Source organism: Mangrovimonas sp. DI 80, from assembly GCF_001975575.1.
Classification (GTDB): Bacteria; Bacteroidota; Bacteroidia; order Flavobacteriales; family Flavobacteriaceae; genus Mangrovimonas_A; species Mangrovimonas_A xylaniphaga.
On record NZ_MSDT01000005.1, the window covers coordinates 411,670 to 431,759 of the forward strand.

General features: G+C 39.6%; 19 protein-coding genes. 14 read left to right on the forward strand and 5 right to left on the reverse strand.

Going from position 1 to position 20,090, the window contains the following annotated elements; translation table 11 throughout:
- Nucleotides 1-113: 113 nt before the first annotated feature.
- The 11 genes from BKM32_RS11510 to BKM32_RS11560 all read left to right on the forward strand — a co-directional run bounded on the left by BKM32_RS11510 (nt 114) and on the right by BKM32_RS11560 (nt 12,424).
- A complete protein-coding gene (locus BKM32_RS11510) occupies nt 114-1,202 on the forward strand; it encodes a M42 family metallopeptidase (protein ID WP_076663907.1) in 1,089 nt (362 codons plus the stop codon).
- Nucleotides 1,203-1,242: 40 nt separating this feature from the next.
- The gene (locus BKM32_RS11515; protein WP_076663908.1) at nt 1,243-1,791 is read left to right on the forward strand and encodes an NUDIX domain-containing protein; all 549 of its coding nucleotides are present in this window, start codon (nt 1,243-1,245) and stop codon (nt 1,789-1,791) included.
- A gap of 9 nt (nt 1,792-1,800) precedes the next feature.
- Nucleotides 1,801-2,481, forward strand: coding sequence for a PrsW family intramembrane metalloprotease (locus BKM32_RS11520; protein ID WP_076663909.1), 681 nt, complete (start codon nt 1,801-1,803; stop codon nt 2,479-2,481).
- A gap of 35 nt (nt 2,482-2,516) precedes the next feature.
- Nucleotides 2,517-4,436, forward strand: a complete 1,920-nt coding sequence (locus BKM32_RS11525; protein WP_076663910.1) for a DUF294 nucleotidyltransferase-like domain-containing protein — start codon at nt 2,517-2,519, stop codon at nt 4,434-4,436.
- A gap of 7 nt (nt 4,437-4,443) precedes the next feature.
- A complete protein-coding gene (locus BKM32_RS11530) occupies nt 4,444-5,130 on the forward strand; it encodes a PolC-type DNA polymerase III (RefSeq protein ID WP_076663911.1) in 687 nt (228 codons plus the stop codon).
- Between the two features lie 71 nt (nt 5,131-5,201).
- On the forward strand, nt 5,202-5,684 hold the full coding sequence (locus BKM32_RS11535) for an acetyl-CoA carboxylase biotin carboxyl carrier protein subunit (protein WP_076663912.1): 483 nt from the start codon (nt 5,202-5,204) through the stop codon (nt 5,682-5,684).
- 44 nt (nt 5,685-5,728) lie between these two features.
- Nucleotides 5,729-7,171 (forward strand): acetyl-CoA carboxylase biotin carboxylase subunit, encoded by a 1,443-nt coding sequence (accC, locus tag BKM32_RS11540; RefSeq protein WP_076663913.1) that lies wholly within the window; start codon nt 5,729-5,731, stop codon nt 7,169-7,171.
- Between the two features lie 29 nt (nt 7,172-7,200).
- On the forward strand, nt 7,201-8,742 hold the full coding sequence (locus tag BKM32_RS11545; protein WP_076663914.1) for an acyl-CoA carboxylase subunit beta: 1,542 nt from the start codon (nt 7,201-7,203) through the stop codon (nt 8,740-8,742).
- A 65-nt stretch (nt 8,743-8,807) separates the two neighbouring features.
- A complete protein-coding gene (locus BKM32_RS11550; RefSeq protein ID WP_076663915.1) occupies nt 8,808-9,371 on the forward strand; it encodes a DUF1579 domain-containing protein in 564 nt (187 codons plus the stop codon).
- A gap of 85 nt (nt 9,372-9,456) precedes the next feature.
- Entirely contained in the window at nt 9,457-11,184 is a 1,728-nt protein-coding gene (locus BKM32_RS11555) for an APC family permease (RefSeq protein ID WP_053977726.1), read from the forward strand.
- Nucleotides 11,185-11,215: 31 nt separating this feature from the next.
- Nucleotides 11,216-12,424 (forward strand): multidrug effflux MFS transporter, encoded by a 1,209-nt coding sequence (locus BKM32_RS11560; protein WP_076663916.1) that lies wholly within the window; start codon nt 11,216-11,218, stop codon nt 12,422-12,424.
- On the opposite strand, the gene BKM32_RS11565 is transcribed toward BKM32_RS11560, so the two are convergent.
- The 4 genes from BKM32_RS11565 to BKM32_RS11580 all read right to left on the reverse strand — a co-directional run bounded on the left by BKM32_RS11565 (nt 12,425) and on the right by BKM32_RS11580 (nt 15,366).
- Nucleotides 12,425-13,060 carry a MarC family NAAT transporter gene (locus BKM32_RS11565; protein WP_076663917.1) on the reverse strand — a complete coding sequence of 212 codons (636 nt, stop codon included), beginning with the start codon at nt 13,058-13,060 and terminating at the stop codon, nt 12,425-12,427.
- Nucleotides 13,061-13,222: 162 nt separating this feature from the next.
- On the reverse strand, nt 13,223-13,990 hold the full coding sequence (locus BKM32_RS11570; protein ID WP_076663918.1) for an NYN domain-containing protein: 768 nt from the start codon (nt 13,988-13,990) through the stop codon (nt 13,223-13,225).
- Between the two features lie 124 nt (nt 13,991-14,114).
- Complete coding sequence (locus BKM32_RS11575; protein ID WP_171971870.1) at nt 14,115-14,675, reverse strand: YceI family protein; 561 nt, start codon at nt 14,673-14,675, stop codon at nt 14,115-14,117.
- A 106-nt stretch (nt 14,676-14,781) separates the two neighbouring features.
- The gene (locus BKM32_RS11580) at nt 14,782-15,366 is read right to left on the reverse strand and encodes a Crp/Fnr family transcriptional regulator (RefSeq protein ID WP_076663919.1); all 585 of its coding nucleotides are present in this window, start codon (nt 15,364-15,366) and stop codon (nt 14,782-14,784) included.
- Between the two features lie 229 nt (nt 15,367-15,595).
- Between BKM32_RS11580 and BKM32_RS11585 the strand changes: the two genes are divergently transcribed.
- Nucleotides 15,596-16,003, forward strand: a complete 408-nt coding sequence (locus BKM32_RS11585) for a GNAT family N-acetyltransferase (protein WP_076663920.1) — start codon at nt 15,596-15,598, stop codon at nt 16,001-16,003.
- A 10-nt stretch (nt 16,004-16,013) separates the two neighbouring features.
- Nucleotides 16,014-16,427, forward strand: coding sequence for an SRPBCC family protein (locus BKM32_RS11590; RefSeq protein WP_076663921.1), 414 nt, complete (start codon nt 16,014-16,016; stop codon nt 16,425-16,427).
- A gap of 16 nt (nt 16,428-16,443) precedes the next feature.
- Here the strand turns inward: BKM32_RS11590 and BKM32_RS11595 are convergent, their stop codons facing one another.
- A complete protein-coding gene (locus tag BKM32_RS11595; protein ID WP_076663922.1) occupies nt 16,444-17,910 on the reverse strand; it encodes a pyruvate kinase in 1,467 nt (488 codons plus the stop codon).
- A gap of 277 nt (nt 17,911-18,187) precedes the next feature.
- Here BKM32_RS11595 and BKM32_RS11600 point away from each other — a divergent pair, with 277 nt between their 5' ends.
- Nucleotides 18,188-19,933: an amidohydrolase gene (locus tag BKM32_RS11600; RefSeq protein WP_216349600.1), complete on the forward strand. Its 1,746-nt coding sequence runs from the start codon at nt 18,188-18,190 to the stop codon at nt 19,931-19,933.
- Nucleotides 19,934-20,090: the final 157 nt, after the last annotated feature.

Below are 20,090 nucleotides of genomic sequence, written 5' to 3' on the forward strand. Positions count from 1 at the left end.
GTTTTAGAGGTTATAAGTGTAAAAATATAAGGTTTTGTTACAAAAAATAGTTTTGCTAATGTTGAAACTGAAGAAATCCTAGTATTTTTACGGAAATCTAACAACTAATATTTATGGCAAACGACAGCTTACTCAATAAAAAATCATTAGAATTCCTAGAAAACTATTTAAACAATGCATCTCCAACAGGTTACGAATGGGAAGGCCAAAAACTTTGGATGGACTACCTAAAACCTTACGTGGATGAATTCATTACTGACACCTACGGAACTGCTGTGGGAGTTATCAATCCTGAAGCCAAATACAAAGTGGTTATTGAAGGACACGCCGATGAGATTTCTTGGTATGTAAATTATATTACAGACAACGGATTGATCCACGTCATTAGAAATGGAGGTAGCGATCACCAAATTGCACCGAGTAAAATTGTTAATATCCACACGAAAAAAGGGATTGTAAAAGGGGTTTTTGGATGGCCTGCCATCCACACCCGTGATAGAGCTAAGGAAGAAACACCAAAAATAGAAAACATCACCATAGATGTTGGAGCCAAAGACAAAGCCGAAGTTGAAAGCATGGGCGTTCACGTGGGATGCGTGATTACCTATCCAGATGAGTTCCACATCTTAAACGGCGATAAATTTGTATGTCGTGCCTTGGATAACCGAATGGGAGGTTTTATGATTGCGGAAGTAGCGCGTTTGTTAAAGGAAAACAAAAAGGAATTACCTTTCGGACTCTATATCACCAATTCAGTTCAGGAAGAAATAGGATTGCGCGGTGCTGAAATGATTACTCAAACCATCAAACCAGATGTGGCCATTGTTACCGATGTAACCCACGATACCACAACGCCAATGATCGACAAAAAGAAAGAAGGTCATTTGGAATTAGGATTGGGACCTGTAGTGGCTTATGCACCTGCAGTACAACAAAAATTACGCGATTTAATAACTGATACTGCCGAAGCTAACAAAATTCCGTTCCAAAGATCGGCTTTATCACGTGCAACAGGAACCGACACCGATGCTTTTGCCTACAGTAATGGCGGTGTAGCCTCTGCACTTATTTCCTTACCGTTGCGCTATATGCACACTACTGTGGAAATGGTACACAGAGACGATGTTGAAAACGTCATTCGATTGATTTATGAAACCTTATTACAAATAAAAGACGGAGAAACTTTCTCATATTTTAATTAACTTATTCCCGCTTTCGCGGGAATCTTGTTTTATATACAGCATGGACGAACTTATAGACATTGTAACCAAAGAAGGGACACTTACCGGAGTATCCTGTCCAAAATCCGAAATCCACACCAAAGGGCATTACCACAACACGGCACATATATGGCTATACACCAAAAATGGAGACATTTTATTGGCTCAACGCAGTTTTGAAAAAGCCATTTGCCCAGGCATGTGGGATGTTTCCGTGGCAGGTCATGTAGATGCGGGTGAAAGCATTGAAGAAGCTGCCATCCGTGAAACTCGGGAAGAATTAAGCCTAGACCTAAAACAAACCGACCTAGATAAAATTGGCGTTTTTGAGTGCTTTCAGTCCTACCCTTTTGGCATTACGGATAATGAATTCCACCATACTTATATAGCCGAATTACAGGTTCCATTGGAAGAATTAAAGCCCCAACCTGGTGAAGTAGAAGCTTTAAAACTGGTAGATATCACCACCTTTAAAGAGCTTTTAAAAAACAGCGGCAACAACGATCATTTTGTACCTTCCAACCGTGCCTACTATGAAACGGTTTTGGAAGCTATTATAAACCGTCAATAAACCTACTTGATGCAATTACTCCTCATGGCCACAGCGCCAGTATTCATTATCATTCTTTATGTTTACTTAAAGGACAAATACGAAAAAGAACCTAAACATCTTTTGCTGTTCAGTTTTTTACTAGGAAGCATCGTGAGTATCATCATCACCAGTATCCTGTATTTTGGTTTTGACATGATACTCCCTCTCAATAATAGCTACAGCATTTTTGAGCAATTTATAAAGGCCTTCTTTGTGGTGGGGCTTACCGAAGAATTTAGTAAATACATCATTGTGCGCTATTATGCCCAAACCAAAGCCGATTTCAACGAACCCTACGATGGCATCATGTACAGCGTTATGGTTTCCATGGGATTTGCCGCTACTGAAAACATCATGTATGTTTTGGAAGGAGGTTATCAAATTGCTTTGATTAGGGCGTTTTCGGCAGTTCCTGCACATGCCACTTTTGGAATTATCATGGGCTATTTTATGGGGAAAGCAAAATTCTCAAAAAGCCGTGTCAAGTTGAATTTGGCAGGCTTGTTTTTTGCGATTCTGTTCCATGGCGCATACGATTTCTTTCTATTCATCCATTTTGTTCCTGGCATCTGGATTGGGGCTGTCATCTCGTTGTTATTGGGAATTGTCCTCTCCAGAAAAGCCATCAAAACCCATCAGGAAAATTCCAAATTTAAAGTCCCAAAATAGGGATTGGGCAGCATTCTTTTTGTTAATTTAGTACTATGAAAAATACCATAGCCGAACGTATTGCCGACTTTTTAAAACGCTTCCCTCCTTTTGATTTGGTGAAGAAATCGGACCTTTTGGAAATTGCCAAACAAGTGACCATTACCTATTTGGAAAAGGGAAAAGTGATCTATGAAAAAGACAGCCCGTTACAGGACCATTTTTATATCATACACAAAGGTGCTGTAGTATTGATAAAAGGCAATTATGGCTCATCGGAAGTTATTGACAAATTTGACGAAGGTGATGTTTTTGGGCTTCGGCCATTGTTTGCCCAAGAAAATTATGCCATTACTTCCGTCACCGATGAAGAATCCATCCTTTATGGTATTCCTATTGAACTGTTCAGGCCTTTGGCTGCCAAAAACAAAAACATCGGTAATTATCTAATAGAAAGTTTTGCTTCCCATACCGAAAATCCATTCACCAAAAAACACCACTTGGAGTTTTTTTCGGAAAGCACGGCCAGTGTTGAGGCTAGCAGTAATCTTTTTGAATTACAGCCAATAAAATACACCAAGAAAATTGTAACGGCTGCCCCAAATACCAGAATCAAGACCATCGCCAAGATCATGGACGAGCACAATATTGGTTCTGTGATTATAGAAGAGAACGATTTGCCGATTGGCATGATTACCGATAAGGATTTACGCAAAAAAGTGGTGACGGGGCTTCATACCATTAACGAGAGTGCTTCCAAAATCATGAGCAGTCCAGTGCTTTGTTACCCTAAAAACATTACCATTGCACAGGCCCAAATTTCCATGATGAAACATCAAATTGGGTATTTATGTATCACTGAGGACGGTACACCAAACAGTAAAATAGTAGGTCTGGTTTCAGACCATGATATAGTGTTGTTACAAGGAAATAGTCCTTCGGTGCTAATGAAAGCTATTCAGCGTTCAAACAACACCAAAGATCTCAAACGCATCAGGGAAAACATCACCCTTTTACTTCGAGGATATATCAAGTCCAATATTCCGCTTACACATACCAGTAAAATCATTTTTGAGCTTAATGATGCCACCATCAAACGGATCATTGAGCGTTGTTTGGAAAAGATGAAAGAAGAACCTCCAGTGAAATTCGCTTGGATGTCCTTAGGAAGTCAAGGACGCAAGGAACAATTACTGCAGACCGATCAAGACAACGCCATTATTTTTGAAAATGTAAGTCCCGATCGTTTGGAAGACGTTAGAGCGTATTTTCTAAAACTGGCTAAAAGGGTCAACAAACGCCTGAATACTGTCGGGTTTGAATTCTGCAATGCCGATATGATGGCAAAAAACCCAAGATGGTGTCTAAGTCTAGATGAATGGAAGGCTCAATTTACTGAATGGACAACCAATACGGGAAATGACGAAATATTACTCTCTTCCATCTTTTTCGATTTCGATATCAGTTATGGGGATGCTTCGTTAACCAATGCTTTGGCCGAACATACCTTGAAGATTACAAAAAACAATTCCTTGTTCATGTCCAAATTGGGAACCAATGCCTTGAGAAGTGCCTCTCCTTTAGGCTTCTTCAGACAGTTTTTGGTAGAAAGTGACGGTGAATACAAGGACTTCTTCGACATTAAAAAACGTGGTCTTATGCCACTTATAGATGCTGCAAGATTGTTGACGTTGAACTATCAAATCAAAACCATCACCAATACAGGAGAACGTTTTGAAAAATTGGCAGAACTGGTTCCTGAAAACAAAGAACTCTTTTTAGCCTGCTCCTATTCTTTCAAGGCTATTTTGAAATTTAGGACCAAACATGGGCTCATAAATAACGACGATGGGCGTTTCATTAAATTGGAAACCATGACCAAGGAAGAAAAATTGAAATTAAAACGTTGCTTTAAAACTATTAACAACGTTCAGGAATATATTAAAATGCGCTTTAACCTAGGTCACCTTTTATAATCGTGCCATGCTAAGTTTTTTTAGAAGAAATAAATCAAAAAACACCGAGACTCCCAAGTCTTACTACCCTGACTATTGGGAACGTTATGCTGCGCTTTTTGACCACGAACCAGAACTGGATCTACAAACCAGCCGCTTCGTAGTTTTGGATACCGAAACTACAGGTTTCGATTATAACATCGACAGGGTACTTTGCATCGGGGCTGTAGAGATTGTAAACAGACAGATCAATGTTTCCAATACTTTCGAAACCTATATCCGTCAGGAGCGTTTCAATGAAAAAACGGTGGAAATCCATGGAATCCTCAAACACGAACGCATTGTGACCTTTAGTGAAGATGAGGCTATTCAGCAATTTTTGGCATATGTAGGCAACGCCATTATTGTAGCCCATCATGCCCGTTTTGATATGACCATGATTAACGAAATGCTAAAGCGAAAAGGTCTCCCTGTTCTCAAAAATAAAGTTTTGGACACGGTAAACCTTTACAGAGCCACACGCATCAAATCCAATTTCATTCAATACGACAAACCCTATACACTGGACGAAATTGCCGAGAATTATATTTTAGATGTTTCCGATAGGCATACCGCTGCAGGAGATGCCCTAATTACCGCCCTTATTTTCCTAAAAACTACCGCTATTTTAAGTAATAAAAAGAAACTAACCCTCTCCAAGATGTTCAACCTGTAAAGGCAAAAATTACAGTTCTCTCAAAAACATACATTTTATATTCCCTATATTTAGCGCTTAAACAAAAATATATGGGAAATTTTAAAATTTCGGTTAATAATCAGCTGGACTTAGAAGTGGACACAGCTGAGGTTTCACAATTAAATGCCGTTAAAACTTCAAACACTGCCTATCACGTTCTTAGGAACCACAAATCATACCAAGCAGAAATCAACAATGCCGATTTCAACAACAGAACCTATCAGGTCAATATCAATAATAATAGTTACAACATAAAAATTCACAATCCTTTGGACACCCTCATTGAAAGTATGGGGTTTGCCTTGGGAAACATTAAACATGTCAACGAAATTAAGGCACCCATGCCAGGGTTGATCCTTGATATTTCGGTGACCGTTGGAGACAGCGTTACTGAAAACACGCCTTTACTGATTCTTGAGGCCATGAAAATGGAAAATGTCATTACTTCTCCAAGAGATGGGGTCATCAAATCCATTTCAGCAGCCAAAGGAGATGCTGTGGAAAAAAATCAGTTGTTAATAGAATTTGAATAAATAAGAAAAGAGCTTAAGTTTTTGCTCTTTACCCCAAAATATATATGAAAAAGATACTTGTAGCCAATAGAGGTGAAATTGCCATTAGGGTAATGAAAACCGCAAAAAAAATGGGACTCAAAACGGTGGCGGTGTATTCTACCGTGGATCGCAATGCGCCTCACGTAAAATTTGCAGATGAGGCCGTGTTGATTGGAGAAGCCCCTTCCAACCAATCCTATTTACTAGGTGACAAAATAATTGCCGTTGCTAAAGAATTAAATGTCGATGCCATTCACCCGGGATATGGTTTTTTAAGTGAAAATGCCGAATTCGCTGAATTATGTGAAAGCAACAACATCACTTTTATCGGTCCAAAGTCGAAGGCCATAAAAATCATGGGAAGCAAATTGGCAGCCAAAGATGCTGTAAAGGAATACGACATCCCAATGGTACCCGGTATTGACAAAGCCATCACCGATGTGGATAAAGCCAAAGAAATTGCCAAAGACATTGGCTTCCCAATTTTAATCAAGGCTTCTGCGGGAGGTGGTGGAAAAGGCATGCGTGTGGTAGATTCGGAAAAAGACTTGGAATCCCAAATGACACGCGCCATTAGTGAGGCAACCTCAGCCTTTGGAGACGGATCGGTGTTTATTGAAAAATACGTGGCCTCTCCAAGGCATATTGAAATTCAAGTGATGGCAGATACCCACGGCAATGTTGTTCATTTATTTGAACGAGAATGTAGTGTACAACGTCGTCACCAAAAGGTGGTTGAAGAAGCGCCTTCTTCGGTATTAACGCCTGCCCTACGTGAGAGAATGGGTGAAGCCGCTGTAAAAGTTGCCAAGGCCTGCGACTATGTTGGTGCGGGAACCGTTGAGTTTCTACTTGATGAACAACACAACTTCTACTTCTTGGAAATGAACACCAGATTACAAGTGGAACACCCCGTAACAGAATTGATTACAGGAGTGGATTTAGTGGAACTTCAAATAAAAGTAGCTCAAGGAGAAGTACTTCCTATCAAACAGGAAGATTTAAGTATTAAAGGACACTCTTTAGAGTTACGTGTGTATGCAGAAGACCCTTTAAACGACTTTTTACCGAGTGTAGGGCATTTGGAAACCTACCAACTTCCAGAAGGACCAAACATCAGGGTTGACAATGGTTTTGAAGAAGGCATGGACATTCCTATCTATTACGACCCTATGCTTTCAAAATTGATCACTTACGGTAACACCCGTGAGGAAGCTATTGAAACAATGTTGGAAGCCATAAACAATTATCACGTAAAAGGCGTCGCTACTACCCTGCCATTTGGAACCTTTGTCTGTAAACACGAAGCCTTTAGATCTGGAAATTTCGACACGCATTTTGTCAAAAAATATTACGATCCAAAAGCCTTGGAAACTGAGTTTCATACAGAAGCTGAAATTGCGGCACTTATTGCCTTAAAACAGTATTTGGAGGACCAAAAACTATTGAGGCTCCCAAATAATTAATAACCTATTAAGATTTAAAATATTTCCGTATGGAATCTAAAATAAAGCAACTTAACGAAAAGCTCTCCCAAGCGTATTTAGGCGGTGGAGAAAAGCGCATCGCTAAACAGCACGACAATAAAAAACTAACGGCTAGAGAACGCATCGACTACCTTTTGGATGAAGGTTCTTTTGAAGAAATTGGCGCCTTGGTAACACACCGAACCAAAGATTTTGGCATGGCAGACCAACAATTTTATGGTGATGGTGTAGTAACTGGTTATGGAACCGTTCATGGTAGGCTTGTTTATGTTTTCGCGCAAGACTTTACCGTATTTGGTGGATCACTTTCCGAAACTCATGCCGAGAAAATATGCAAGATTATGGATTTGGCTGTAAAAGTGGGGGCACCTCTTATTGGCCTTAACGATTCTGGCGGGGCTAGAATTCAGGAAGGGGTTCGTTCGCTTGGTGGTTATGCTGATATCTTTTATCGCAATGTTCAGGCTTCAGGAGTCATTCCTCAAATTTCAGCCATCATGGGGCCTTGTGCTGGAGGGGCGGTTTATTCACCTGCCATGACCGATTTCACTTTAATGGTTGAAAACACCAGTTATATGTTTGTTACGGGCCCTAATGTGGTGAAAACGGTAACCAATGAAACTGTTACTTCTGAAGAATTGGGAGGAGCTAGCACACACGCTTCAAAATCTGGGGTTGCCCATAAAACCTCAGCCAATGACATTGCCTGTTTGGAAGATATCAAAGCTTTATTGAGTTATTTACCCCAAAACAATACAGAAGCTCCTAAATCCATTCCTTTTGAATTACAAAACGAAGTTAGAGAGCAATTGGAAAATATCATTCCGGATAATGCCAACAAACCATATGACATGCACGATGTGATTTCAGGTATTATCGACACTGACTCTTTCTATGAAATCCATAAGGACCATGCAGAAAACATCATTGTAGGATTTGCAAGATTAGGTGGGCGAAGTATTGGTATTGTGGCCAACCAACCTATGTTCTTGGCGGGTGTTTTAGATGTCAACAGCTCTAAAAAAGCAGCACGTTTCGTTCGTTTTTGCGATTCATTCAACATCCCCCTTTTGGTGTTGGAAGATGTGCCTGGTTTCCTCCCTGGAACCGATCAAGAATGGAATGGTATCATTGTTCATGGAGCAAAATTACTCTATGCTTTCAGTGAAGCTACGGTACCTAGAGTGACTGTAATTACAAGAAAAGCCTATGGTGGTGCTTACGACGTAATGAACTCCAAGCACATTGGAGCCGATATGAACTTTGCTTGGCCAAGTGCCGAAATTGCGGTGATGGGAGCTAAAGGCGCTGCCGAGATTATCTTCAGAAAGGAAATCAAGGAAGCCGAAGACCATGAGGCTAAATTGAAAGAGAAAGAAGCCGAATATGCCGAAAAGTTTGCAAATCCTTATAGTGCTACGGAACGTGGGTTCATCGATGAGGTCATTTTGCCACAGGATACCCGAAGAAAATTGATCAAAGCTTTTGCCATGTTACAAGACAAAAAAGTAGATGGACCAAAACGCAAACACGGCAATATTCCACTGTAAACAAATCTGTTAAAAAATTCGATTTTAATTGTATCTTTATGATACAGTTATTAATCCAATTAGTTATGAAAAGAGTTTTTTTAGGAATCATTTGTTTCCTTTTAACGGTACCTATCTGGTCGCAGACCCCGGAAGAAATGAAAGCTTGGCAAGACAATATGACGCCAGGTGCGCCACATAAATTCTTGGCCTCCATGGATGGAAATTGGGATGCCACGGTAAAGATGTGGATGGATCCTTCGCAGCCAGCAAACATTTCAAAAGCCTACACAGTTAACGAAATGATCATGAATGGCCTTTACCAACGGTCTACCCACAAAGGAGAGATGATGGGAACGCCTTTCCTTGGTGAAAGCATCATTGGTTATGATAATGCCAAGAAAAAGTTTGTATCGTCTTGGATAGACAATATGGGCAGTGGGATTATGTATATGGAAGGAGATTATGATCCTGATAAGAAAATTTTAACCTTGGAAGGGTCCATGATTGATCCCGCCACTGGTAAAGACACTTGGATTAGGGAAGTGCTCACATACAACAACAATGATTCCCATACCTTTGAAATGTTTGTTCTCAAAGACGGTAAGCAAATCAAAAACATGGAAATTGTTTATACCAGAAGTAAATAACAAATGACTCCATTCTAAAACAAAAATAACAAAGGCCTTCATCAAAAAACAAGCAAATTGATGAAGGCCTTTTAATTTCAATCTCATGAAAAAACTTAATCAACTAGCGGCTACAGCCATTTGTGGTAATGATATTAGTTCCTCCTGTCTTTATGTATCGGCATTGGCCATTATTTATGCAGGACAATTTGCTTGGATTTCGTTACTTATAGTTGCTTTAATTTTATTCCTTTTCAGAAAAATTTACGGTGAAGTGGTGGGAGCGCTTCCACTTAACGGTGGCGCCTACAATGCCCTTTTGAATACCACCAAAAAATCAACAGCGTCCTTTGCTGCAGCCCTTACGGTATTGTCCTATATGGCGACTGCGGTAATTTCTGCCAGTGAATCGGTGAAATACGCCCATAGTCTTTGGAATTTTATCCCCGTGGTAGAAACCACCATTGGGCTTTTGGCCATATTTATGCTGATTGTTATTATGGGAATTGGTGAATCTTCAAAAGTAGCCATTACCATCTTTATTTTCCACCTTACCTCACTTACCCTCCTTTGCTTGTTTTGCGGGTTCTATTTGTTTCAAAATGGATTGGAGGTACTATTCACAAACTTTAAGCATCCTATAGAAGGAAGTGTAGCTACAGCCCTGTTTTTTGGTTTTGCCGCTGCAATGTTGGGTATCAGTGGCTTTGAAAGTTCTGCCAATTATGTGGAAGAACAAGCTGAAGGAGTATTCCCTAAAACCCTCCGAAACATGTGGATTATTGTCACCATTTTTAATCCTTTAATTGCATTTTTAGCTTTGGCAATCATCCCGATGGCCACCATACATTCCAATGAAGAAACCCTTCTTTCCTTTATGGCCAATACCGCTGCAGGCAATTGGTTGTTCTACATTGTTTCCATTGATGCCGTATTAGTTTTGAGTGGAGCTGTGCTGACGTCCTTTGTGGGTGTTGGAGGACTTGTTGAACGTATGACATTGGACCGTATTTTGCCAAGTTTCCTATTGAAAAAAAACAGACGAGGGAGTTCCTATCTCATCTTCATCACATTTTTTGTACTATGCGTTACTGTTTTGTTAATCACCGAAGGGAACTTACAGGCCTTGGCGGGAGTTTATACGATTGCCTTTTTAAGTGTGATGATTTTATTTGGCTTAGGTAATTTACTGCTCAAAATAAACCGCAAACAATTGCCTCGCCCCGAACGTGTAGGCCCAATTGCACTTTTTCTAGCCATTGCAGGGGTAATTACAGGTTTGATAGGTAACATTATCCTAAAACCTCAATATTTAGCCATTTTCTTGGAGTACCTCATCCCTACCCTTTTAATTGTAGGGTTTATGTTACTGCGTGTACAAATCTTGGAAGCCATCTTATATTTCATCAATTATATCACACCAAAAGGCGTTCCTGTATTTGATAGAATGGACACCAAAATCCTAAGATACATTCGAAAAATCAACAGTCAGGAATTTGTGTTTTTTACGAACCATGACAACGTAGCCACCCTTAACAAAGTACTGCAATATATTGAAAGAAATGAGCATACAAGACGCCTGAAAATCGTTTCTGTAGTTCCTCCGGGTACCGAAGTAGTCCATAATTTGGTTGAAGATTTACAAGTTTTGGATCGTGCCTATCCAGACATTTTTGTAGAATTTGTAAAAGAAGAAGGCCACTTTGGTCCTGCCAAAATCAAGGAACTTTCCAAACGCTGGAACATTCCTGTCAACTTTATGTTTATAGGAACTCCCGGTGAAAATTTCAAATACAGAGTTCAGGAATTGGGGGATGTTCGGGTAATCATTTAGGTCAGAAAATATATATAGGTTACATTTGCATATGCAACAACCCATCCAAGAACAAAGCAAGCCTAACATAGAATTTATTGCACTAATGGCCTCCTTAATGGCCATTGTCGCCCTGTCCATTGACGCCCTTCTACCTGCACTTCCAGATATTGCTGAAGATTTAAATGTAACTGACCCTACTAAGAACCAGCTGTTGATCACCATGATCTTTTTGGGATTGGGATTTGGCCAACTGATATTCGGACCGCTTTCCGATAGTTTTGGACGAAAGCCTATTATTTACACCGGATTTTCCCTTTTTGTAATTGCAAGTATCCTTTGCGTAACAACTAACTCATTTGAAGTTCTGGTCTTTGGACGTATTTTACAGGGTATCGGACTTTCAGCGCCACGAACCATAAGTATTGCTATGGTAAGAGACACTTACAGCGGGGATAGGATGGCACAGGTGATGTCCTTTGTGGTCATGATTTTTATTTTGGTTCCGGTAGTAGCTCCTACTATGGGGCAATTCTTGATTACTTTTTATGATTGGCACTCCATTTTCAACCTCAACCTTATTTATGGCCTATTGGTACTGTTTTGGTTTTGGAAACGCCAACCCGAAACCCATCCCAAGGAAAACCACACCAAACTTTCCTTGAATCTTTTTGTAAAGGGTACTAAAGAGTTCTTTAAGTATAAAGAAGCTGTTGTCTACACTATTGTTTCCGGGCTTATCACGGGTTCATTTATGGTCTATCTGAGTACCTCCCAACAAATCTTCGAAAATCAATATCATTTGGCAGATCTCTTTCCATACATATTTGCCAGTTTAGCCATTGCTATAGGGTTTTCCACATTTTTGAATAGCACTTTAGTCATACGTTTTGGAATGAAACGTATCGCCTTTATGGCAGCAATAGCCTACTCCATTGTCTCTATCCTGTATGTGTTTTTGTTTTGGTCTGGCGTAAATCCGCCTTTATCCATTCTATGGACGTTCTTTGGATTTCAATTTATTTCCATAGGATTTTTATTTGGAAACCTACGCTCCTTAGCCATGCATCCTATTGGTCATATCGCGGGCATTGGAGCAGCCATCAACGGATTTGCCTCTACCATCATGGCCGTTCCTATAGCCAATTACATAGGAAGTTTTGTCATAGACAGTGTCTTGCCTTTGTTCATTGGTTTTTCCGTGTGTGGCCTCGTATCTGTTTTACTTTTTCTGACCATTAACGGTAAAAACAACTCTTAATTATGCAATTCCTAAGGTCTTTATGATATCAATCACCGACCCGATGATATATTCCACCCCAATGGCAATGACTATAAATCCAATGATTCTAGACAAAGCATTGATTCCTGAAGCCCCCAAAAACTTCACGATATAATGTGAACTCTTTAAAATGATATAAATAAGCACCGAAACCAGAAACAGAGCCCCCAAAATAGTACAGATTTGATGCGATGCTTGGTATTCTTGATTATAGGTAATCAATAAAGAAATAGTTCCCGGCCCTGCCAACATAGGAATTGCCAAAGGTGTCAAGGCGATGGCTTCTCTGGTTTGGATGTCTTGCTGTACACGCTCGCGTTTCATCCCCTTATGCTCCCTAAACTTACCTGTGAGCAAAGCGAACCCAGAAGAGGCAATAATAAGTCCACCTGCAATTTTTAAAGCAGTTAAACTAATTCCGAAAAAGGATAAAATATACTTCCCTGCAAAAAAAGACAGCAATAAAATAATAAGGGCATCCAAGGACGTCCAAAAGGCCGTGACCGCTCTTTCTTTTTTACTGTGTTCCGTGGTCAAACCCACAAACACAGGCACTGTTCCCAAAGGATTCATAATCGAGAACAAGGCTCCAAAACTCACTAAAAATAACTCCATTGTTTTTTCTGCAAAGTCAGCATATTTTCGGGTATTTCAGGTTACCTAACATTTAAACTTTAGTGAGCAAATTGTTAGCCGTAATACCTCAAGAAATTCTCCTTATTTCTTTATATGATCAGCTTTTAAATATGATTTCCAACAAGCAGAATTCATCTGGAACTACTTCCTTCTTCTGGTATTTTGGCGTTTTGGCTCCTTAATGCGCACATACATCAATTTAAAGCGGCCATTACCAGTTTCCCGCTTATCAATTTCAAAGTTGTTGATAGAACTTATGAGAGGGGTTAGCTTTTGAAACCCATAATTTCTAGAATCGAAATTAGGTTGTTTCTTTTGAAGCAAGCTGCCCACGTCTCCTAAAAATGCCCAACCGTCATCGTCTGCCAAATCTGAAATAGTGGATGCTATAAATTTGATATCCTTTTCGGTTATTTTATCATAAGTACTCTTGGATGCAGTAGTTTTTTCGGCAATGCGATCATCATTTTCTTCCCCTTGCGATTTCAAAATTTCAATATAGATGAATTTATCACAAGCCACAATAAACGGATTCGGGGTTTTCTTCTCGCCAATACCATACACCTGCATGCCTGCTTCACGAAGTCGTGTGGCCAAACGGGTGAAATCACTGTCGCTTGAGACCAAACAAAACCCGTTCACCTGACCAGAATATAAAATATCCATTGCATCAATGATCATTGCCGAATCGGTGGCATTCTTCCCCGATGTATAGCCATATTGTTGTATGGGGGTAATGGCATTTTCCAACAATACGGTTTTCCATTTGTTTAAATGTGGATTGGTCCAATCTCCATAAATGCGCTTAATAGTGGGGTTTCCATATTTGGCAATTTCTTCCATCATCTCCTTTACATAAGCTGAAGGAATATTATCTCCATCAATAAGCACGGCTAGTTTTATATCCATAGGGCATAGTTATTTTGTTTAAAGGTAGCATTATTTTAATGTTTCCAAATTTTCAAAAGGATATAAAAGAAAAAGCCGCTTCGATTTCTCGAAGCGACTTTCTCACTCACCAACCAATCATTTGTTAAAATTGAAGGTCTGCTACAATATCAAATTCATCATAGATTACCTTATCTTTCAAATCGTTGTAGAAACTAGCCGAACCGTATCTAACGTTGTACTTGCTACGGTCAATTTTTAAAGTAGCACTAGCTTTGCTTCCATATACCGAGATTTCAAAGGTAGCAGGATGTGTTTGTCCCTTAATAGTTAAATCTCCTGTCACTTCATAAGAATTTTTCCCTGTGGCTTTTACGGAATTAAAAACCATTTTAGCTGTAGGATAGTTGTTTACTCCAAAGAAATCATCAGATTTTAAGTGTCCATCCAACTTGTCCTTGTATTCACCAGATAAATCAGTAGACTCCAAAGAGGTCATATCAATGGTAAATTCACCGCCAGTAAGGGTTTCTCCATCAAATCTTAGAGTTCCAGATTTCAAGGCAATAGTTCCTTCGTGAGAACCTGCTACTTTATAACCTTTCCATACTACTTTACTATCTGTGGTGCTTACGGTCTTTTGTTGTGCTTCAACGGTTGCTGTAAATGTTGCAAATGCAATGATTGCAAATGTTAATCGTTTCATTTTGTATCTGTTTTTTATTGTTAAATAATTACAGTACAAAGTTGCCCCACAATGCCCGAAAATAAAATGGCATAGGTTACAAAAAGAAGTTAAACTAGATTAACTTTTAGGCCTCCTTGGCCAACTGACGTTTGATTTTACTTAGGAATTCCTTGGTAATACCCAAATAGGAAGCAATCATATATTGAGGAATGCGCTGCTCTATCATAGGATAGGTCTCCTTAAAATATAGATAACGTTCCTTGGCAGTCATACTGAAGTTGCGGATGATTCGTTTTTGGGAAGCAGCCAAACCTCGTTCTAGAATCTTTCTAAAAAAGCGTTCCAGTTTTGGCACCGCTGCATACACCTCTTCAATAGTATCTACATGAAACTGGGCAAAGGCAGTATCTTCCAAACACTGTATATTGAACTGTGCTGGCTCCTGACTGATAAAACTCCCAATATCCGAACTCCACCAATCTTCCACGCATAACATAATGATGTGTTCCTGCCCTTCATCATCCACATAAAACATACGGGTACATCCCTTAAGGATAAAACTACTGTGCTTGCATACATCTCCTTGTTGTAAAGCATATTGACCTTTCAAATAGCGACGAATAGTAATGTGTTCCGCCAAATAACGTTCCTCTTCAGGAGTAAGGGTTACATGCTTTTGCATATATGCTAACAGAGGCTGAATGTCCATAAAACTGTATAAAAGTAGACTTCAAAAATAAGGAAAATTACGCAGCTCTTTGCCAACAGTATGATGCCCATAATACATTGCAAAAAAGACACCTGTAATTAATTCCATTGTTAATAAATCTGAAAATGTGCTAGTTATCAACAATCACATCATGTTTTAATTTAATTTCTTAAATTAGAAGAACATAGCCTCTTTTTTTACGTTGTCTTACAAAATTAATACTGAGAAGATGAAAGCATTCACCATCAAACAAGCCCCAATTCCAATAGACATTTACCAAGATTTAAGGAATCGCTGTGGACTCTCCGACAAAACCGAACAAGCCTGTATTATTGGTCTTAGGAATTCACTGTACACTGTGATTTTAGAAGTAGGTGAATCTATAGTTGGCATGGGCCGTCTTGTGGGAGACGGCGGCTGTTTTTGCCAAGTGGTGGACATCTGTGTGCTTCCGGAATACCAAGGAAATGGCTATGGCAAAGCTATCATGGCACAAATTTCCAAATATATCAACAAGCACTTGCCATCCTCCTGCTCTGTAAGTCTCCTTACCGATAGGGATGCGCCTATTTTATATAAAAAATTTGGTTTTCAAGACACCCTTCCCATTACCAAGGGAATGTACATTAAAACATAACAGCAACCTCATGGATATCACTGTAGAAACTACTATAAACGCTCCAATTGAACTTGTATGGGATTTTTGGACCAGCCCAGAACACATCACCCATTGGAATTTTGCAAGCGACACCTGGTGTTGCCCAAAGGCCGAAAACGATGTCCGTCCCGGGGGTGGTTTTAGTTGGCGTATGGAAGCTAAAGATGGTAGTATGGGATTTGATTTTGAAGGTATGTATCAAGAGGTTATTCCTTTAAAGTTAATTACTTCCAAACTATCAGACGCCAGAAAGGTATCCATCCATTTTACTACAAACGACAACCTTGTTACTGTAAAAGAAACCTTTGAAGCAGAAAACACCAACCCTATTGACCTGCAACGCTCAGGTTGGCAGGCCATTTTGGACAACTTTAAAAAGCATGTTGAATCTCATAAAGATTAACATCCCTTAAATAACCTTATTTCAACTTCCGTAACTTAGGGAGCAAAGGCGCATTTTTATCCTGATAAGGTTCCATATGCTGAATAATTTGATCCAACATGTCTATGGCTCGTAGAATATGCGGGCCTTTGTTCAACATGATACACTCTGCTTTGGTAGCTGTCACAGCATCTGTAATTTCAGAACGGCTCGGCAATCCTTTTTTCGCTAAATTTTCCAATACCTGTGTCGCCCAAACAATAGGGATATGGCACGCATTGCAAAGGGCCAACATTTCCTTTTGGATATAGCCCATGTTTTCCCAACTGGTCTCGATAGCCAAATCTCCTCTGGCAATCATCACCCCTACTTTAGGAGCTTTCATGGCTTCCAACAAAATAGCGCTTAACTGATTGTAGGCGCCCTGTGTTTCTATTTTATAGATAATCCCCAAGGTTTCCAAAACACCCAGTTCCTTCAGGTAATTATGCATTTCTTTAACATCCTCAACGGTGTTGACAAATGAAAAGTTGACAATATCGGCGTATTCAGCAATAAACTTTAGGTTCTCTTTGTCAGTTTGGGTCAAGCCGCGAATATCTAAATTGGAATCAGGAAAATTAATCCCTTTATCTGGTTTCAATTTAGAACCTTTTTCTCCGGCACGTAAAATTTTAATCGTGGCAACTTCATTATTCAATTCTGAGATGGTTCCTTTAATGGCTCCATCATCAAAATACACCCGTTCCCCTACTTTTATATAAGCAAATACCTCGGGTAAAGTACAGGATACTATACAAGGCTCTTTTCCTTTTTTGGATTTTTTGGCCATCATAGGGGTTTTGGACAGCAGCAGCGTATCCCCTTCTCTTAACACAATGGGCTTTTTCATTTCACCTGTGCGTATTTTTGGACCACCAATATCCATAGCTATAATGGTACGTTTGCCCAGTTCGGCATCAGCAGCTTTAATGTGCTTAATAATATGTAGCCAATCTTCCTGCGAATCATGGGCACAATTAATTCTAGCAATCTTCATCCCCCTTTGAATCATCTGCTCCACATATTGCGGATCTTCAGCAGTAAACCCTGGCATGGTCACCATAATGCGCTGCTTTCTGTTTCGGGGAGGTTCTCCAAATAAAAGCTTGGTGTTTTTAGCTAGGATCTTGTCACTCTCTTCAATTGAAACCGTATACTTTTCAGGCCATTTACTTGGCTCATCTAATAATTTAGACAAATAAAAGCGGGTGATTTTTACACTGGCCTCCGTATGTGCCTCTGCCCTTGCCAAACGAGACATTCCCAACACTCCCAGAGCGTATTGTAGATTGCGTAAATCAAAAGATCTTAGTGATAAATAATTGACTAAGTTCAAGGCACTTTTTTGATGATTGGGATGTATCTGCGCCAATCTTTCGGAAAAAGCCTGTCCGTCAAGGTGCATTTTTTCAAGGATTGCATCCAATTCTTGAACCATTGCTTGAAGATCTTTGGTACCCATGGCAAATGTTTCTACAAAGTTCTGAAATTAAAACGTCGCACTAGATGATATCCCTCATTTCATTGGAAATATCTCAGCAAGTTTAAAGATACTCATTTTCAGGGGATCACTAAACAACCGAACACCATTCAATCTCAAACATTATCAACAAAATATTCGCAACAATTTAAAATTCAAGTTGTTAAAAAACTACAGATAAGGTATCTTAGTACAAGGAATAGCCTTTACCTACATTCCAACTGGTATTGAGAATGCCATCACTAAAAACCAAAATTCAATGAAACTAAAGATGCTGCTTTTGTTGTTAGTAGGAACTGTATTGACAACATCTTGTAAAGAAACCCCAAAAGAAACCAAAACAGAAACTTCTAATGCTTCTGAAACTTCCAATGCTACAGTTTATTACAATGGAAACATTATTACCATGGAAGGTGACACACCTGAGTATGTGGAAGCTCTTGTTGTAAAGGATGGAAAAATTGCCTTTGCAGGGAATAGTAACGAGGCGATGACTGTGGCTGGATCTGGCCATAAAATGATCGATCTTAAAGGGCATACCTTACTTCCTGGGTTTATGGATGGTCATGGTCATACTTGGAATGCCGGATTTCAGGCCGTATCAGCCAATCTGTTACCTGCACCAGACGGTGAAGGGAAAAGCATCGACGATATCATACGTTTACTCAATGATTGGAAGGCAAACAACACTGAAGCCATTTCAAAATACGGAGCCATCGTAGGGTTTGGATATGATGACTCCCAATTAAAGGAAAAAAGACATCCAACAGCGGATGATTTAGATAAAGTTTCCACGGAAGTACCTGTTTTTATCATTCACCAATCAGGCCATTTGGCCTCCACCAACCATAAAGGTTTGGAAGCGGCAGGTTATACTGCAGGTGTTCAAGATCCCGCTGGAGGCTCTATTCGTAGAGAAGAAGGCACTGATATTCCCAACGGCGTATTGGAAGAAATGGCTAGTTTTATTCCCCTAATAAAGTTCATGTCCACTTTAGACACTAAAGCCAATGAACTTATCGCCAAAGCAGGAATAGAAGCCTATATAAAGTTTGGTTACACCACAGTTCAAGAAGGAAGAGCGACATCAGACAATTGTGAAACTTGGAAGACCTTGGCCAATAGAAATGAACTCCCCGTAGATGTAGCGGCCTATCCAGATATACAATCTCAAATGGATTATATGTTGGCTAATGGCGATAGCGATCATTATATCAATCATTACAGAATAGCCGGTGTAAAACTGTCATTGGATGGTTCTCCTCAAGGAAAAACCGCTTGGTTAACCAAACCCTATGTGGTACCACCTCCAGGAAAATCTAAGGACTACAGAGGCTATCCTGCTATAAAAGAAGATACGGAAGTTACTAGATTTGTAGATTCGGCCTATGCCCATAATTGGCAAATTTTAACGCACTGTAATGGCGATGCTTCAGGTGACCAATTGATAAAAGCCGTTACAAAGGCCACAGAAACTTATGGACAGAAAGACAGACGTCCGGTAATGGTACATTCCCAAACCGTGCGTTTTGATCAACTTGATCAAATGAAAGCATTAGGCATGTCTCCCTCTTTTTTTAGTATGCACACCTATTATTGGGGTGATTGGCACCGTGATGAAACCTTAGGGAAAGAACGCGCTTACAAAATATCCCCAACGGCAACAGCCTTGAAAAAAGGCATGATTTTTACCGAGCACCACGATGCCCCTGTGGCTTTACCTAGCAGTATTATGATTTTACATACTACCGTAAATAGAGTAAGTAGATCTGGAGACATTATTGGGCCAGATGAAAGAGTGAGTCCATACATTGGGTTATGCTCTCTTACCAAATGGGCCGCCCACCAATATTTTGAGGAAAACACTAAAGGCACTTTAAAAGCAGGAAAATTGGCTGACTTGGTTATATTGGACCAAAACCCTTTAAAAATTGCCCCTATGAGCATTAAGGATATCCAGGTATTGGAGACGATTAAAGAAGGAAATACGGTTTATAAGAAATAACTGTCTTACTTGTCATTTAAATAAAACTATACCCTCAACAAAAGTTGAGGGTATTTTGCTTAATAAAATTCCGCCATAAATTAACCGTAAGATTTGGAATACAACAATAACTTCTTAGATTTATATCAAACAAATTAACTAACCTAACATTTTTTCA

Excerpts from the sequence above, each read along its gene's own strand:
- BKM32_RS11580 (WP_076663919.1), bottom strand. The coding sequence starts at position 15,366 with ATGGACATTCAGCCTCTGTTAGCATATATGCAAAAGCATGTAACCCTT.
- BKM32_RS11530 (WP_076663911.1), top strand. The coding sequence starts at position 4,444 with ATGCTAAGTTTTTTTAGAAGAAATAAATCAAAAAACACCGAGACTCCC.
- BKM32_RS11590 (WP_076663921.1), top strand. The coding sequence starts at position 16,014 with ATGGATATCACTGTAGAAACTACTATAAACGCTCCAATTGAACTTGTA.
- BKM32_RS11520 (WP_076663909.1), top strand. The coding sequence starts at position 1,801 with ATGCAATTACTCCTCATGGCCACAGCGCCAGTATTCATTATCATTCTT.
- BKM32_RS11565 (WP_076663917.1), bottom strand. The coding sequence starts at position 13,060 with ATGGAGTTATTTTTAGTGAGTTTTGGAGCCTTGTTCTCGATTATGAAT.
- BKM32_RS11600 (WP_216349600.1), top strand. The coding sequence starts at position 18,188 with ATGAAACTAAAGATGCTGCTTTTGTTGTTAGTAGGAACTGTATTGACA.
- BKM32_RS11510 (WP_076663907.1), top strand. The coding sequence starts at position 114 with ATGGCAAACGACAGCTTACTCAATAAAAAATCATTAGAATTCCTAGAA.
- BKM32_RS11535 (WP_076663912.1), top strand. The coding sequence starts at position 5,202 with ATGGGAAATTTTAAAATTTCGGTTAATAATCAGCTGGACTTAGAAGTG.
- BKM32_RS11595 (WP_076663922.1), bottom strand. The coding sequence starts at position 17,910 with ATGGGTACCAAAGATCTTCAAGCAATGGTTCAAGAATTGGATGCAATC.
- BKM32_RS11585 (WP_076663920.1), top strand. The coding sequence starts at position 15,596 with ATGAAAGCATTCACCATCAAACAAGCCCCAATTCCAATAGACATTTAC.
- accC (WP_076663913.1), top strand. The coding sequence starts at position 5,729 with ATGAAAAAGATACTTGTAGCCAATAGAGGTGAAATTGCCATTAGGGTA.
- BKM32_RS11560 (WP_076663916.1), top strand. The coding sequence starts at position 11,216 with ATGCAACAACCCATCCAAGAACAAAGCAAGCCTAACATAGAATTTATT.
- BKM32_RS11525 (WP_076663910.1), top strand. The coding sequence starts at position 2,517 with ATGAAAAATACCATAGCCGAACGTATTGCCGACTTTTTAAAACGCTTC.
- BKM32_RS11545 (WP_076663914.1), top strand. The coding sequence starts at position 7,201 with ATGGAATCTAAAATAAAGCAACTTAACGAAAAGCTCTCCCAAGCGTAT.
- BKM32_RS11515 (WP_076663908.1), top strand. The coding sequence starts at position 1,243 with ATGGACGAACTTATAGACATTGTAACCAAAGAAGGGACACTTACCGGA.
- BKM32_RS11575 (WP_171971870.1), bottom strand. The coding sequence starts at position 14,675 with ATGAAACGATTAACATTTGCAATCATTGCATTTGCAACATTTACAGCA.
- BKM32_RS11555 (WP_053977726.1), top strand. The coding sequence starts at position 9,457 with ATGAAAAAACTTAATCAACTAGCGGCTACAGCCATTTGTGGTAATGAT.
- BKM32_RS11570 (WP_076663918.1), bottom strand. The coding sequence starts at position 13,990 with ATGGATATAAAACTAGCCGTGCTTATTGATGGAGATAATATTCCTTCA.
- BKM32_RS11550 (WP_076663915.1), top strand. The coding sequence starts at position 8,808 with ATGAAAAGAGTTTTTTTAGGAATCATTTGTTTCCTTTTAACGGTACCT.